11 protein-coding genes and 1 pseudogene are annotated in these 13518 nt (G+C 59.7%); 3 read left to right on the forward strand and 9 right to left on the reverse strand.

The features are described 5' to 3' along the window. Positions 1-108: 108 nt before the first annotated feature. From GKIL_RS23995 to GKIL_RS21315, 4 genes are all read right to left on the reverse strand, one after another. Positions 109-762, reverse strand: coding sequence for a Uma2 family endonuclease (locus tag GKIL_RS23995; protein WP_023175981.1), 654 nt, complete (start codon positions 760-762; stop codon positions 109-111). Positions 763-975: 213 nt separating this feature from the next. After that, positions 976-3123: a choice-of-anchor tandem repeat GloVer-containing protein gene (locus GKIL_RS21305; RefSeq protein WP_041244127.1), complete on the reverse strand. Its 2148-nt coding sequence runs from the start codon at positions 3121-3123 to the stop codon at positions 976-978. Between the two features lie 672 nt (positions 3124-3795). Next, entirely contained in the window at positions 3796-4677 is an 882-nt protein-coding gene (locus tag GKIL_RS21310) for a PrsW family intramembrane metalloprotease (protein WP_023175983.1), read from the reverse strand. A gap of 106 nt (positions 4678-4783) precedes the next feature. Then, positions 4784-6310 carry a CHAD domain-containing protein gene (locus GKIL_RS21315; protein ID WP_023175984.1) on the reverse strand — a complete coding sequence of 509 codons (1527 nt, stop codon included), beginning with the start codon at positions 6308-6310 and terminating at the stop codon, positions 4784-4786. 113 nt (positions 6311-6423) lie between these two features. On the opposite strand from GKIL_RS21315, the gene GKIL_RS21320 reads away from it, so the two are divergent. From GKIL_RS21320 to GKIL_RS21325, 3 genes and pseudogenes are all read left to right on the forward strand, one after another. After that, on the forward strand, positions 6424-7119 hold the full coding sequence (locus GKIL_RS21320; protein ID WP_023175985.1) for a PspA/IM30 family protein: 696 nt from the start codon (positions 6424-6426) through the stop codon (positions 7117-7119). 107 nt (positions 7120-7226) lie between these two features. Beyond that, positions 7227-7475 (forward strand): annotated as a pseudogene (locus GKIL_RS24000) (Uma2 family endonuclease); the annotation flags it as partial. A 100-nt stretch (positions 7476-7575) separates the two neighbouring features. After that, entirely contained in the window at positions 7576-8412 is an 837-nt protein-coding gene (locus tag GKIL_RS21325; RefSeq protein WP_023175987.1) for a class I SAM-dependent methyltransferase, read from the forward strand. On the opposite strand, the gene GKIL_RS21330 is transcribed toward GKIL_RS21325, so the two are convergent. The 5 genes from GKIL_RS21330 to GKIL_RS21350 form a co-directional block, all read right to left on the reverse strand. After that, entirely contained in the window at positions 8405-9418 is a 1014-nt protein-coding gene (locus GKIL_RS21330; RefSeq protein WP_023175989.1) for a TauD/TfdA family dioxygenase, read from the reverse strand. The two genes, GKIL_RS21325 and GKIL_RS21330, sit on opposite strands and share 8 nt — an antisense overlap. Beyond that, entirely contained in the window at positions 9415-10179 is a 765-nt protein-coding gene (locus GKIL_RS21335) for an ABC transporter ATP-binding protein (RefSeq protein ID WP_023175990.1), read from the reverse strand. The genes GKIL_RS21330 and GKIL_RS21335 overlap by 4 nt, the downstream gene beginning before the upstream one ends. A 12-nt stretch (positions 10180-10191) precedes the next feature. Then, on the reverse strand, positions 10192-10968 hold the full coding sequence (gene ssuC / locus GKIL_RS21340) for an aliphatic sulfonate ABC transporter permease SsuC (protein ID WP_023175991.1): 777 nt from the start codon (positions 10966-10968) through the stop codon (positions 10192-10194). 25 nt (positions 10969-10993) lie between these two features. Then, the gene (locus GKIL_RS21345; protein WP_023175993.1) at positions 10994-11989 is read right to left on the reverse strand and encodes a sulfonate ABC transporter substrate-binding protein; all 996 of its coding nucleotides are present in this window, start codon (positions 11987-11989) and stop codon (positions 10994-10996) included. Between the two features lie 231 nt (positions 11990-12220). Further along, positions 12221-13483, reverse strand: coding sequence for a serpin family protein (locus tag GKIL_RS21350; RefSeq protein WP_051382898.1), 1263 nt, complete (start codon positions 13481-13483; stop codon positions 12221-12223). Positions 13484-13518 lie beyond the last annotated feature (35 nt).

The raw sequence follows: 13518 nt of genomic DNA on the forward strand, positions 1-13518 counted from the left end.
GCTGGGACGAGGCCAGTACCGTTGAAAAAATTTTTGATTGATAGTTAGATTGAAACTTAAGATTGAAATCTGTAAAAGAGCGTCTCGAATGCATTCAACGAAGCAATATTACAACGAGCTTTTAGGAGCCGTTTCCTCGTCCCCTAGATGAAGTCGAAATTCCTTTGCGGCTGAAAGTGGGTTTGGGTTGCGAACGCAAGCTGACAGCAGACGCATATCCAGGCCAGGCAGAAGTTCACTGCCCTCGATCGCTTCGTAGCCGGAAGTTTGAATCCATCGAACCGGCGACTCCTCGCGCAGATGATAAATTGAAAACTGGCTATTTTGCCAGGACCAGACTTCCTGGACCCCTAACCGTCGATAGAGTTCCAGATGATTGATGCTACCGCTAGTTACGACTACTTCGATTGCTAGATCTGGACAATCTTTATCCGAGCCGATGCAGTAGCTTTCATCCGGTTCTATGCCTGCTTGTTGTTCTTCGTTGCGAAGCGTAGTGGAGCCTGCAGGAAAATATTCGGTGTTCGTTTCGAGAAAGTAGACTTCCAGCAACGTACCGATCCGGGTCTTTGCGCTCTCGTGCCGACGACTGGGGGACACAATCTCCAACACTCCATCTAAGTAAGCGACCCGATAGTGAGCTGTTTCTCCTAGATCGCAAAGCAACACTTCGTATTGTGCCCAACGAACGTTGCTGATCGTCCGCCGTTCTTCAGGATCGTCGATTTGTAGGCGCTGGATTAAATCACCGGAGAGTACCATCTGAGCGCAATTTCTGGGTTTGAGCCTATTGTAGGGCGATCAAAATGCGACTTTACCCATAAAACTGCCGAAACGGCAGCTTTATGCTTCCAAATTTGGATGACATTTCCCGCTGCACTGACCGAATAGCCGGAGCAATCATACGCGTTACAGCGCCAATACCGAAGCCCTCGCGGCGGCTGCCCGGTGAACTCCCCCTCATTTCACTGGCATCTACGGAACACTCAGCTTGAAGATTGTCCCGCTTCCCTTCCTTCCGTATGCGGAAGTGGTGCCGTAGAAGCTGCCGTCGCTGCCCTGCACTAGACCGCCTGTGGGTTGCGCACCGTTGGCCGAGTTGAAGTTGACCAGGGTGGTGAGTTTACCCTCCGGCGTCACTTGGAACACCGTGCCACTGTCTGCGGTCCCACCGTAGCTGGTCGTGCCATAAAAGTTGCCATCGCTGCCCTGCACCAAGCCAGCATAAGCACGGTAGCCGTTAGAGCCGTTGAAATTGACCAGGACGGTGAGTTGGCCATCGGGTGTCACTCGGTACAGCGTGCCCCCATCTGAACTCCCACCCTGACTGGTCGTGCCATAGAAGTTGCCGTCGCTGCCCTGCACCAAGCCAGCATAAGGATACGCTCCCTTGGAGCTTTTGAAGCTCAGCAAGGTCGTCAGTTGGCCGTTGGGTGTGACACGAAAGACCGTGCCTGTGCCTGAAGCACCACCACCGTAGAAGGTCGTGCCGTAGAAGTTGCCGTCACTGGCCTGGATCAAAGTTCCCTTCGGCTGACCACCATTGTCGAAGTTGAAATTGACCAGGGTGGTGAGTTGGCCATCGGACGTAACTCGGAACATCGTGCCCCCATCTGCACTCCCACCTTCCGAGGCTGTGCCATAGAAGTTGCCATCGCTACCCTGCACCAAGCCAGCATAAGGATACGCTCCGTTAGAGCCGTCGAAGTTGACCAGGGTGGTGAATTTGCCGTTGCGCGTCAGCCGGAAGACTGTGCCTTTGCTTGCTGTCCCACCGTAGTAGGTCGTACCGTAGAAGCTGCCGTCACTGCCCTGCACCACACCAGAATCGGGGTGCGCTCCGTTAGAGCCTTTGAAGTCGAACAGAGTGGAGAGCTTGCCCTCGGGTGTGATCCGAAATACTGTGCCCTTGTCTGCAGTCCCACCATAGTAGGTCGTGCCGTAGAAGTTGCCGTCTCTCGACTGAACTAGAGTTGCAAAGGGGGTCTGCCCACTTCTTTTGTTGAACTGGCTCAGAGTGGTGAGTTGGCCATCAGGTGTCAGCCGGAACATAGTGCCCGTGTCTGCGGCTCCACCGCCGACGGTCGTACCGTAGAGGTTACCGTCCTTGGCCTGGATCAAATCACACTGGGGGTCAACACCATTGCTGCCGTTGAAACTAAGCAGGGAGGTGAGTTGGCCATCGGGCGTCACTCGGAAGGCCGTGCCCTTATCATCTATTCCACCAAAGCGAGTTACACCATAGAAGTTGCCGTCGCTGCCCTGCACGAGACCGGCCCTGGGTTCCCCACCATTGCTGCGGTTGAAGTTAACTAAGGTGGTGAACTCGCCATCGGGTGTTAGCCGGAAGATCGTGCCATCGTCAGTGGTCCCGCCATTGGTGGTGGTGCCATAGAAGTTGCCATCGCTGCCTTGCACTAGAGCAGCGTTGGCATCCCTACCATTGCTACGGTTGAAGTTGACTAGAGTGGTAAGTCCGCCCTCGGGTGTGATCCGGAATACTGTACCATCGTCATCGGTCCCACCGTAATTTGTAGGGCCATAGAAGTTACCGTCGCTGCCCTGCACCAGCTCAGTTCGGGGCCGCCGACCATTGCTGCCTGTAAAGCTGACCAGGGTGGTAAGTTGGCCATCGGGCGTCAGCCGGAACACAGTGCCCTCATCTGCGCTCCCACCTCTCAAGGTCGTGCCGTAGAAGTTACCGTCGCTGCCCTGCACTACTCCAGCGTTGGGGTCCGCTCCGTTAGAGCCTTTGAAGTTGACCAGGGTGGTGAGTTGGCCACCAGGCGTCAGCCGGAACACAGTGCCCTTATCTGCGCTCCCACCGGAGCTGGTCGTGCCGTAGAAATTGCCGTCGCCAGCCTGTATCAGTTCGGAACTGGAGTACGCACCGTTGTTACCGTTGAAGTTGACCAAGGTGGTGAGTTGGCCATCGGGCGTCAGCCGGTATACCGTGCCGTAGTTTCTAGACCCACCGTAGCTGGACCCGCCATAGAAGTTGCCGTCGCTGCCCTGCAGTAGCCCGCAAGGAGTAATGGGCGGTCGGAGGAAATCGAACAGGGTGCTCAGTCGCTGCGCCTGTGCTGGGCTCGATAGCGACCAACACACCAGTACCAGCAGCACCGACCACCACTTCAAGCTACCAAAGCACCGATTCTGCCGTGAGAAGGGCCGGTCTCGATAGCCGCGTTCGTCCGCAGAACCGACAGGGAAAGTGCAATCACGAAAAAGGTAAGAGTACATCATTATTTATCGTGGCAAGGTGACAGGAGTTAGTATAAACGAGTAATGCCAGCGCAAGCTTGTCCAGGAAAAGAGTGCTCAGTCCTGCGAGAGTGCGGGTATCCAGGGCGAGCAACTGCTGAATGCTCCTGTCCTGAGCGTCTGTTGTTAGCCCCAGCAGCTGCTGTGCCAGTTCCAGCAGTGCTCGGCCATCGCTGCTACTGCCGCTGCAACTGGTTGCCGTGCTGTTGGACCTCTGCCAGTTGCTCCTCCAACTCCTTGACCCGTGCGGGCAATCGGGTCGCCGCCTGCCGCACGTCTCCTAGTTGTTGGTGCATGGGGATTGCTTGGCCTGTGGGTGGTGATGGTCCTCTGAAAAATAGCTAAAGGTGGGCGCTGTCCCAGCTGAGTGTCAGCAGCTTTATGGTGCGAGTTTCAACTTTCTGCAGAGATATGCTTTCAAAGTGTAGACAGTGGACAAACAGCCAGAAGCTGAAAGGCTGATTCTCTCGTAGGTTAACGGCAGGTTTATGCTTTCAGTCGCGGTGAATTTATGGGTAAAGTCGCGCTGCTTCAAGAAAAGGGATGATCGAACACGCGGGCCAGTTCGCCTTTGCAGCGGTGACAGTTCAGGCTGCCGGGGAGCACCTTGGCGTTGCAGTGGGGACAGAGGGTGTAGATGTGCTGGGCGAGGGAGCTGCCGCACTGCCGACAGTGGGAGGTGTCGGGCAGATTGGGCGCAAAGCAGTCCGGACACTCGCCCGCCTCCAGGTGGGGCGTCTGACCGACCAGAAAGGTGAGGCGGCGGTTCGCGAGCCAGACCAGACCCGCCAGTAGCGGAATCACGAACAAGGCGATCCAGGTGCGCGGAAAGAGGAAAAAGTCGTAGGCAGCGTGGGCGATCCCACCCAGAAATACAGTCACGATCAAAAGCCGGTAGCGCCCCGGCCCGCTACCGAAGCGGGCTCTAGCGAGGCCATAGCCCCAGAGGGCTGCGAAGGTGAGGTGCCCCGGCACAGTCAGGAGCGAGCGCAGGACGATCACGCCGGGGCCGTAATGAATCATATAAAGAATGTTCTCAAAGGCAGCGAAGCCAAGAGCGACGCTCATCGCGTAGATCATCGGGTCGATCGGTTCGTCCACCTCCGGCTGCCGGTGGGTGAGCCAGAGCGTCGCCATCAGCTTGCAGCTTTCTTCATTCAGACCAGCGAACAACGCGGGGACCAGGGCCGACACCCAGGGCAGCACCGGCGCATCGAAGGTAATGCCAAGCCAGCTAAAGAGTCTGTCGTTGAGAAATCCGGCGACAAGGGCACTGACGAGGCCACCGACGAGGCCAGTGCGCAGCAGCAGACCAAGGGGCTCAGGTTCGATACGATCGAAGCGGCGCAGCACCCAGAGCCAGGCTCCAGCGCTCAACAGCGAAGCAAAAATAGCGAGGGCAAGTTGTTCCACCGGGGAGCCTGTCTAGAACCGTCCGAGGCTGCCATCTGCATTATCGACCGGGCAGCATTGCTCAGCAATCGCTATTAGCCGGAAGCGTCCAGGGCTATGCAGGCTTTTAGTAGCTGCCGGCAAAGCTGGCAAGTTGCTGGTTGGCGACCCACTCCAGGAGCAGGCCGACGGCGCTCTGGTGCTGGCGGGCAGATTCCTCCAGGCCCAGATCCCGGCAGAATTGCTCGATCTGCTCGTCGGCGACGGCAAGCAGCGCCTCGTCGGGCACCAGGGCCGTGATTGCCGCGTAATCGCCGGAAGCGGGGCCGATCCCTTCGATGTGCTCATAGACGAAGTTCAACGGCACCTGCTGTCCAAAACCGTGCCAGCGGGTCTGAACGGTGGCGACCACCGGCACCGCCAGCTGGTGAAAGCGGGCCAGAAACGCACCGTGTACGAGGGGGCTTACGGCCTCCTCGACGAGGCGGTGGCTGATGCCGGGGCCATAATCGCGGCGGGCCAGTTCGTAGCTGACCTGGCCCGCTGCCTCCCGGCGGCGCAGGCGCAGGTACTGGTGGGGACCGAGGACTTCGAGGTAGTGATCGCTCAGTTGGGCTACCGCTTCGCTGCGAAAGCCCTGCGCCACAATCTGTGCCTCCAGTTCAGCGCGCTGCCCCGGCTGCAGACGATAGCGCCGCTCCAACTCCAGCGCTCCGGTGGGCCGCTTGTTGGCCTCAAATAGCTCCCGGTCGTCTATGCTCCCCGGCCAACTTACCCAGGCAGCGAGGGCGCTCTGGGTAGATTCAGCCAGCAGTCGGGCTTTGAGCCGCCGGAAGCGGCGCAGGGCGTTGCGCCGATCGGCGCGCACGAGGGCAGCGAGCCGGGGAAAGGGCTGCTGCCAGGGGGTAGGTTCCCCCAGGGGTTCACTGTGCAGTTGCGCCAGCAGCACGTCGCAGTCGTGGATGATCCCCAGTTCTTCCTGCACGCGCTTCAATTCAGAGTGGATCGAGCGCACCGCCCGACCGTAGCAACTCAAGAAAAACTCGAAGCTGTAGCGCACCCGTTTGACGGCGATGCGCAGGTCGTGCAGGGTTTCGCTGTCGGGTTCCGACCAGCCAGGATGGAGCCACAACCCGGCGAGGGCGCTCTTCAAAAAGGCCGGCAGCAGGTGATAGAGGCTCTCCTCCGTCCCCCGCCGGTACTTTGGCTGCGCCAAAAATTCGGCGTACCCCGCCTTGAAGCGCTCGTAGTCCGGTCCATCGAGGTAGCGCAGCATCGCCGTGCGCGCCGATTTGCGCTGGTTTTCGAGGTAAGCGAGCAGGCGGTCGAGGGCGGCCTGCTCGTTTTCAGGCAGGTTGCGATAGCAGCGCTCGCGCAGCCATTCGATCTGCACGTCGAGGTCGCGCACGACTCCCAGCACCGCCGCCAAAGGTGCCAGGGCCCGGCGGCGGGCCGACTTTGGCAGCTTGAGGGCAGGCTCGAAAATACGCAGTGCAGATCGCAGGCGTCTGAGGCCAACGCGCATCTGGTGGAGCTGTTCGAGGTCGCTGCCCTCGCGGGTACCGGCCTCGTGCTTGAGGATGCGCCGCACCTCTTCGCTGAGAACCTGTCGTGCCGCCTCGCTCCAGGGAGCGCTCGCTTGAAGTTTTGGCATAGAAGTCGGTTTGAGCCTGGGAGTGTCTAATAAAATAGTTAAGTCAGGCTGGCGAACGGTACTCGCCAATCGCTACAATACGACACATTGACGGACATCCACTGGAGAGCGCTATGGGACTATTCGATCGGATCACGGCAGTTCTCAAGTCGAATCTGAACAGCGTGGTCACCAAGGCCGAAGACCCTGAGAAAATGCTGAATCAGACGGTCAACGACATGCAAGAAGACCTCGTTCAGCTGCGGCAGGCCGTTGCCCAGGCGATCGCCAGTGAAAAACGTATAGAGCAGCAATACCTCCAGGCCCAGGCCCAGGCCGACGAGTGGCAGCGCCGCGCCGCCCTGGCCGTCTCCAAAGACAACGACGATCTGGCCCGCGAGGCGCTGCAGCGGCGCAAATCCTTTGCCGAGAGCGCCGTCGGTCTCAAAAACCAGCTCGACCAGCAGCGCCAGACCGTCGCCAAGCTCAAGACCAACCTGACCGCCCTCGAAGGCAAAATTTCCGAAGCCAAGGCCAAAAAAGATCTGCTCGTGGCCCGCGCCCGCTCCGCCAAGGCAACCGAGCAGATCAACCAGACCCTCGGCAAGGTCAATACCAGTGGCTCCTTCGCCACGTTTGAGCGGATGGAAGAAAAGGTCAACGAGCTGGAGGCCCGCTCCCAGGCAGTGGCCGAGTTGAGCACCGACTCCCTCGAAGACCAGTTCAAGGCTCTCGAATCCGGCGGTGGAGTCGAAGACGAACTGCTCGCCCTCAAATCCCAACTTGGCACCCAAAAGTCGCTGCCTGCTGCCGAGACCGACAAGCCCTGAGTTGCCGCACAAAACTCTACGGTTGGCACCAGGAACAAAGCCGATCATCGCTGCCTTCCCTTGGTCTATACTCGGTAAAATGTTCGTCCAGGTGAAATACTGGAGCGATGAATGCCGCGACGACTGGATTGATTGCTCTGGAGGCATTTTTGAAGCTTCCAGAAACAAAACCTGCCAGCGAATACATAGACGGCGAGATCATCCAGAAACCGATGCCCAAAGGCAGACACAGTCGTTTGCAGGCCAGGCTCTGTACCGTCGTCAACGCAGGGGCAGAAGGACAGAAGATTGCTTACGCTTTTCCTGAACGGCGCTGCAGCTTCGGGGGACGCTCGATTGTCCCTGATATTTCGGTATTGGGGCAAGGAGGTTCTGCCGGTCCTGCCGGAAATCGGACTTGCTCTCACCGCTAGCCAGGTGTTCGGTTGGCTTAAGCTGAACAGTTGAGGAGCAAGCATGGCCGAATCCTACAAGCAGCAGGTAGCCCAGCTGTACAGTCGCCGCAGCGAGAGCTACGGCATAGACGACTGGCATCGGCCTATGGCCCGCAAACTGGTCGATTGTGCCGGTTTGCAGCCGGGCTGGCGCGTGCTCGATGTGGCCACCGGCACGGGACTTGCGGCCTTTGCCGCAGCGGAGCGCGTTGGAGCCGGTGGTTCGGTGCTGGGTGTCGATATTTCGGAGGGAATGCTCGCTGTCGCCCGCAGGCAGATTCCTCAACCGGGCAGTGCGCCCTGCCAGTTTGAGTTGATGGACATCGAAATAGCGGTATTTGCAGACGCTGCCTTCGATGCTGTCCTCTGCTCATCGGCAATCGTCTGGCTCGCCGATATTCCCGCTGCTTTGCGCCGCTGGCACCGCTGGCTTGCCCCCGGCGGTGTGCTCGCTTTTCACGCCTTTTCGGAACGATCTTTCGTCACCGGTTGGGTGCTTCAGCAACTGGCGGTCCGCCACGGTGTCCCGTTAAAGGGCTTTCACGCCCTCACCGGCAGTCCGGAGCGCTGCATCGCCCTCGTCGAAGCGGCAGGATTTGAGGATGCTGTCGTCACAATCGAGGACCGCAGCAGCTATCTCAGCCTCGCCGAGGCTCAAAATCAGTACGGCCGCATTCTCACTGGTCCGTTTCCCCAGGCTCCCGTCGCCGGTTCGCCCTTCGACAGTTTGAATCCAGCGGAGCGCGCCGCTCTGCAGGCAGATTACGAGGCAGAACTGACGGCCCTGGCAGGCGATCGGGGCGTCTGGAACGAGAACGTCACCTACTACGTTGTCTGCCGCAGACCACCCGTCAGTTGACAGTTAATGGTTGCCGCTGCTCGTCGATGATCGGTTCCTCGAAGAAGACCGGGCCCTCGTCGCGGACCCAGAGGCGGATGAGCAGGCGCTTGCGCTCCGGTTCGGGGGCATCGACAAAATCTGTGCGGGCGTGGCCGGTCTCAAAGTTGTTGACGAACTGGACCTGACCGCGTTCGAGGCGATACTCGCACCACAGTTGGGGCCGAGAAGTTGCTTCTTTGAGGGCAACGAGGGCTGCTTCGGTCTCAGGGTCGATGGGTTCGCCGGTTATCGCGTAGCCCCGGCGGATGAGGGTGACGTAGCAGCGCACCTGCAGGCGGCCCTCGTAGGCAAAGACCGGATAGTAGCTCACTCGCGGGGCGTCCGGGGCGTGCTCCATCTGCCGGTTAAACGGAAAGGGCCGGTACAGCCGGGGCAGGTGCTGGGGATACTCGGCCAGCAGCAGATTATAAAGAGACGGATAACTTAAAAGGCGGCTCAGACCACCGCTTAGAGCCGGTCTCAGGCACAATAGCCCAACATAGCGCGGCGGCCAGTCAGAGAAGATGTTGTCGCTGTGGAAGGTGATATCGACGCTCGTCACCGAGGCGCGCACGCCGTACTCGTAAGCTGCCCCCGTGTCGGTCACCTCGTAGATCATCGTGCCGTCCCACTTCTGGGGCACCGGGCGGCCCAACAGCGAAGCGAGGATCCAGTAGAGGACCGTCGCCTCCGGGTCGCTCATCTGCTCGACAGGCAGCCGGTCGATGACCGCGTGCAACGCGCCGTGTTCGAGAATCCAGCGCACCCGCTCCATCAACTCGCGGGTGTGGGGCATCTCGAAGTGCTCGGGGCGGCGCAAGAGCAGCGGCAGTGGGTGCCTGCGCATAAAAGCGACGAAATTCAGCATCTCCTCCCGGCAGGCGGTGCTCACCGGCACCCGCCAGTCGCGCTCGTCGATCGTGGCAGCCGTCCAGGCTTTGCGGCCCTCGAACGGGCGGGTCAAAATCGCAGGACTGTGACTCACGGTATCTCACTCCCCTGGGGTACAGGTCTATCGGTTCTGGCTGGTAGCGGACCGTTGCCGCCCAGTACCCGATCGAGAATGTCGCCTACCAGTTCGGCAAAGGCGGCGCTGCTGCGCAACCGGGGACGGGGCAGATCGACGCTTTGATCGAGGGCGAGCCGGCCCTGCTCGATGAGCACGATCCGATCGCACAGGGCAACTGCCTCCTGGACATCGTGGGTGACGAGCAAAGCCGTAAAGCGGCGCTCCAGCCACAGATCTTCGATCAGCTTTTGCATCTCCAGGCGGGTGAGGGCGTCGAGGGCACCGAGCGGTTCGTCCAACAACAGCAACTGGGGTTCGCTCGCCAGGGCACGGGCGAGAGCCACCCGCTGACGCTGGCCGCCCGAGAGCATCCGGGGCCAGTCACCGGCGCGCTCGGCCAGGCCAACCTGTTCGAGCGCCCACCGCGCCCGCTCGCTCGCCTCGCCTTTGAGGCCCAGGGCAACGTTGTCGATCACCCGCTTCCAGAGCAACAGCCGCTCGTCTTGAAACATCACTCTGACATTCGGATCTGGGGCTTTGAGGAGGCGACCGTCCAGGTGGATGCTGCCTGTGGTCGGCAGATCGAGGCCCGCCACCAGCTTGAGCAGCGTGCTCTTGCCGCAGCCGCTGCGGCCAATCACCGCCACAAATTCGCCCGGCTCCACCTCCAGGTCGATAGCTTCGAGCACTCGGCGGCTGCCGAAGTTTTTGGAGAGGTTGTCGATTTGCACGCGCATCGGGCCTGCTCCTCAGTTCTGGTAGTTGGGATGCCACTGGAGCCAGCGCCGCTCCGCCAGCCGCGCCGCTGTGTCGGCGGCTTTGCCCAGTAGTGCGTAGAGCAGAATGCTGAAGACGACGACATCGGTCTGCATAAATTCGCGGGCGTTCATCGCCATGTAGCCGATCCCGGCGTCGGCGGCGATCGTCTCAGCCACGATCAGCGTCAGCCACATCACCCCGAGGGCAAAGCGCACCCCCACCAGAATCGAAGGCAACGCCCCCGGCAACAGGATCTGCCAGAAAAGTGCTCCCCGCGTCAGCCCGTAAATCCTGCCCATCTCCACCAGCCCCGGATCGACGGTGCGAAAACCGTGAAACGTATTGATGTAGATCGGAAAGAAAACCCCCAGGGCGACTAGAAAGATCTTCGCTTCCTCGCCGATGCCAAACCAGAGGATGACGAGCGGAATCAAGGCCAGATGCGGAATGTTGCGGATCATCTGCACCGAGGTGTCGAGCAACTTTTCGCTCAGTCGGGAGGTGCCGTTGAGCAAACCCAGGGCAAAGCCGATGCTGCCGCCGATCAAAAACCCGAGGGCGGCGCGACCAGAACTCACTCCCAGATTCTGCAACAGCTCACCTTTGCGCGCGAGCTTCAGCGATGCTTCGATCACCGCCAGGGGAGCGGGCAAAATGCGCGCCGCAATAAGCCCATCCTGGGACAGCCACTGCCATAGCAGAATAATAAATATTGGCACCAGCCAGTTCACCCAGGGCCAGCGCTTCCAGTCGTTCGCTATTTTCATTGCCATCCCTCCACTGCGATCGAGCTTACTTGCCGCTCCAGACTGCACTCTTGATATCGATCGCCTTCGGAATCAGCCCGAGCCGAAAATAGGTATCCGCCACCTGCTGCTGCTCGGCGATCACCGGCGCTTTGATGGGCAGGGCACCGTAGCGCTCCTTGCGCTTTTCGGCCAGCTCGACGATGCCAAGGTCGATGCCGTACTCGGGAGCGAGCAGTTTTGCGACGGCCTGGGGGTTGGTCTGGGCCCAGTCCGCCGTCTTCTGGATCTCTTCGAGAATTGGTTTAATCAGGGCTGGCTGGCTCTGGACGAAGGCGCGGTTGGCCAGATAAAACTCGCGGAAGGGCGAGAGGTTCTTGCCGGTGGTGAGTACGCGGGCGTCGAGATCTTTTTGGGCCGCTGCGTAGAACGGATCCCAGATCGACCAGGCATCGACGCTGCCCCGCGCAAAGGCGGCGCGGGCATCGGCGGGCGAGAGGTAGGCCCACTGGATATCCTCGGGTTTGAGCCCGGCAGCGGTGAGCGCCTGCACCAGCAGATAGTGGCCGCTCGTCGCTTTGCCCACCGCCACTTTTTTGCCCTTGAGATCTGCAATGCGCTTCACCGGCGAATCTTTGGGTACCAGAATCGCCACACTCTCGGGGCTGGGTTTGGTACTCGCCAGATACACCAGATCCGCTCCAGCGGCCTGCGAGAAGATGGGCGGCGACTCGCCCGCGTGGCCCAGATCGAGGCTTCCAGCGCGCAGTGCCTCCATCAGGGGCGGCCCGGAGGTAAATTCGATCCACCGGACCGTGACGCCCTGGGGAGCGAGGCGCTTTTCGAGGTTGCCCCGCTCCTTGAGAATCGTCAGATACCCGGACTTTTGATAGCCGATGCGCAGCGTCACCTCGGCAGAAGCCGAAAAACCACAGGCAAACAGAAGGCAGACAGTCACGAGAAGCGTTGCAATGTTCAAGCCCAGGGGACGAATGGCAGTACGGCAGAGAAGCTTGAAGCTGTATATGTCAGGGCATTTCATAGCTGGGGGAGACACCTGCGGGACAAATGAACAAAAATATGAGCGAAGAGCCCCTTTTGCAAGGAATTCCACGCTCAGCAGCAATATGCCACGGGCAAAATGATCTGGCAAGTTGCTGGACAACTTGCGTAACCAGGTCCACGTTCTAGTGAAAATGAGTACTTTTTCCTGCTGCACTCGCCTTTAGTGAATCGGCTTGTTAACCATCCGCAAGCGAGAAGCGCACCACGCTCAGCCTGTCGGATCGGCGATCCGGCCCATGAACAACAGTGCTCCTGAAGTGTTGTCGCGGATGGCGATGAAGAAGGGCCGATCGACGATCATCTGGAAAGGCGGAACTGGCTGCATCACAGCTGTTGCCCGCATAATCGCCCCCGTGGCTGCCGCCGCCTCGGTGCCCTCCTCATTGACATCGATGTAGCTCTTGTGGATGACCTCATAAAGAAAGGCCGGCTCACGGCTCATCGCCCGAAAGTCCGCCTTTGAACTGAAGGCAATGCCCATACCGAGGATTGTCAGCGCCTTTTTGAGGGCGATGGCGTACTCAATCTTGAAGCGGGGCAGGGCCAGACTGCCGGATCGGCTGGCAAACTGCGTCAGCCATTTTTGGAAAGTCTGGCCATTCAGTTGTTGCTCAAAGGTGGCCAGATCTGGCTTCGGCAAGAAGATGTACATGCCCAGATTGGGATTGGCGTAGGGCAGGCGCACCGCCTGAAAAGCCTCGTTCTCCAGGTACTCGAAGCGGCCTGTCTGGTTCATGAAGGGCAGATCCTTTTGTGGTCCGGCTGCCAAATGAAAAGGACGGTTGCGCGTTGCCTTCGAGTCGAATGTCCGCTGCCAGGCCGCTTTGAAGTAGACGGCGTTGACGAGGACCAGCAGCGCGCTTCTGAGATCGTCGGGGGCAACGATTTTGGCGATCTTACCGTTGGTCTTTTGCTCGACCCAGCGGTTAATGGTCTGGGCCGCCTCCGGCTGGGCAAAGTTCAACTCCTCCGCCTGTGCCCGGTAGTACTGGCGCGCCAGGTTCGTAAACTCTGCTTCGATGGCAACTCCTTGTTGCGACCAGAGGGCGTTGGCAATTTGCAACTGCACTTTGGCCTCGTGGCTTTCGAGGGCGCTCAGCAGGGCGGCACTTTGCTGGTTGAGGGCTGGGCTATCGAGCTTACCCAGGGCGAGAGTCTGGGCGATGGCGGTGCGGGTCGCCCCGGCAGCTCCGTTTTCGACCATTGTCAGCACCAGGGCGATGCTCAAAGGCGAGAGGAAGACGTTGCGCCCGGCATCCTGCTTGATTGCCTGGGCAAACAGGTTGAATCCAAATTCAGTTTGGGCCTGGGCGAGGGTCGTGTTCATCGTCGTCTCCTGGGCAAGACTGCGCCGGTGGGGTCCGAGTAGGGCCAGTAGAAGGCCGGCGCGCAAAACGGTCGAGCGGCGCAGGCGGAGGTTGGCAGATCCTGGAGCTGCAAGCAGAAAGTCGTTTTCAGGCGGGGTTTTCATTGTCGGTTCTCCCAGCATGGAGCACGTCCTTTAGG

Source organism: Gloeobacter kilaueensis JS1 (assembly GCF_000484535.1).
GTDB classification, from domain to species: domain Bacteria; phylum Cyanobacteriota; class Cyanobacteriia; order Gloeobacterales; family Gloeobacteraceae; genus Gloeobacter; species Gloeobacter kilaueensis.

Bases quoted from the DNA above. Each gene is read 5' to 3' on its own strand.
- GKIL_RS23995 (WP_023175981.1), bottom strand. From the start codon at position 762: ATGGTACTCTCCGGTGATTTAATCCAGCGCCTACAAATCGACGATCCT.
- GKIL_RS21315 (WP_023175984.1), bottom strand. From the start codon at position 6,310: ATGCCAAAACTTCAAGCGAGCGCTCCCTGGAGCGAGGCGGCACGACAG.
- GKIL_RS21350 (WP_051382898.1), bottom strand. From the start codon at position 13,483: ATGAAAACCCCGCCTGAAAACGACTTTCTGCTTGCAGCTCCAGGATCT.
- GKIL_RS21335 (WP_023175990.1), bottom strand. From the start codon at position 10,179: ATGCGCGTGCAAATCGACAACCTCTCCAAAAACTTCGGCAGCCGCCGA.
- GKIL_RS21345 (WP_023175993.1), bottom strand. From the start codon at position 11,989: ATGAAATGCCCTGACATATACAGCTTCAAGCTTCTCTGCCGTACTGCC.
- GKIL_RS21325 (WP_023175987.1), top strand. From the start codon at position 7,576: ATGGCCGAATCCTACAAGCAGCAGGTAGCCCAGCTGTACAGTCGCCGC.
- ssuC (WP_023175991.1), bottom strand. From the start codon at position 10,968: ATGAAAATAGCGAACGACTGGAAGCGCTGGCCCTGGGTGAACTGGCTG.
- GKIL_RS21320 (WP_023175985.1), top strand. From the start codon at position 6,424: ATGGGACTATTCGATCGGATCACGGCAGTTCTCAAGTCGAATCTGAAC.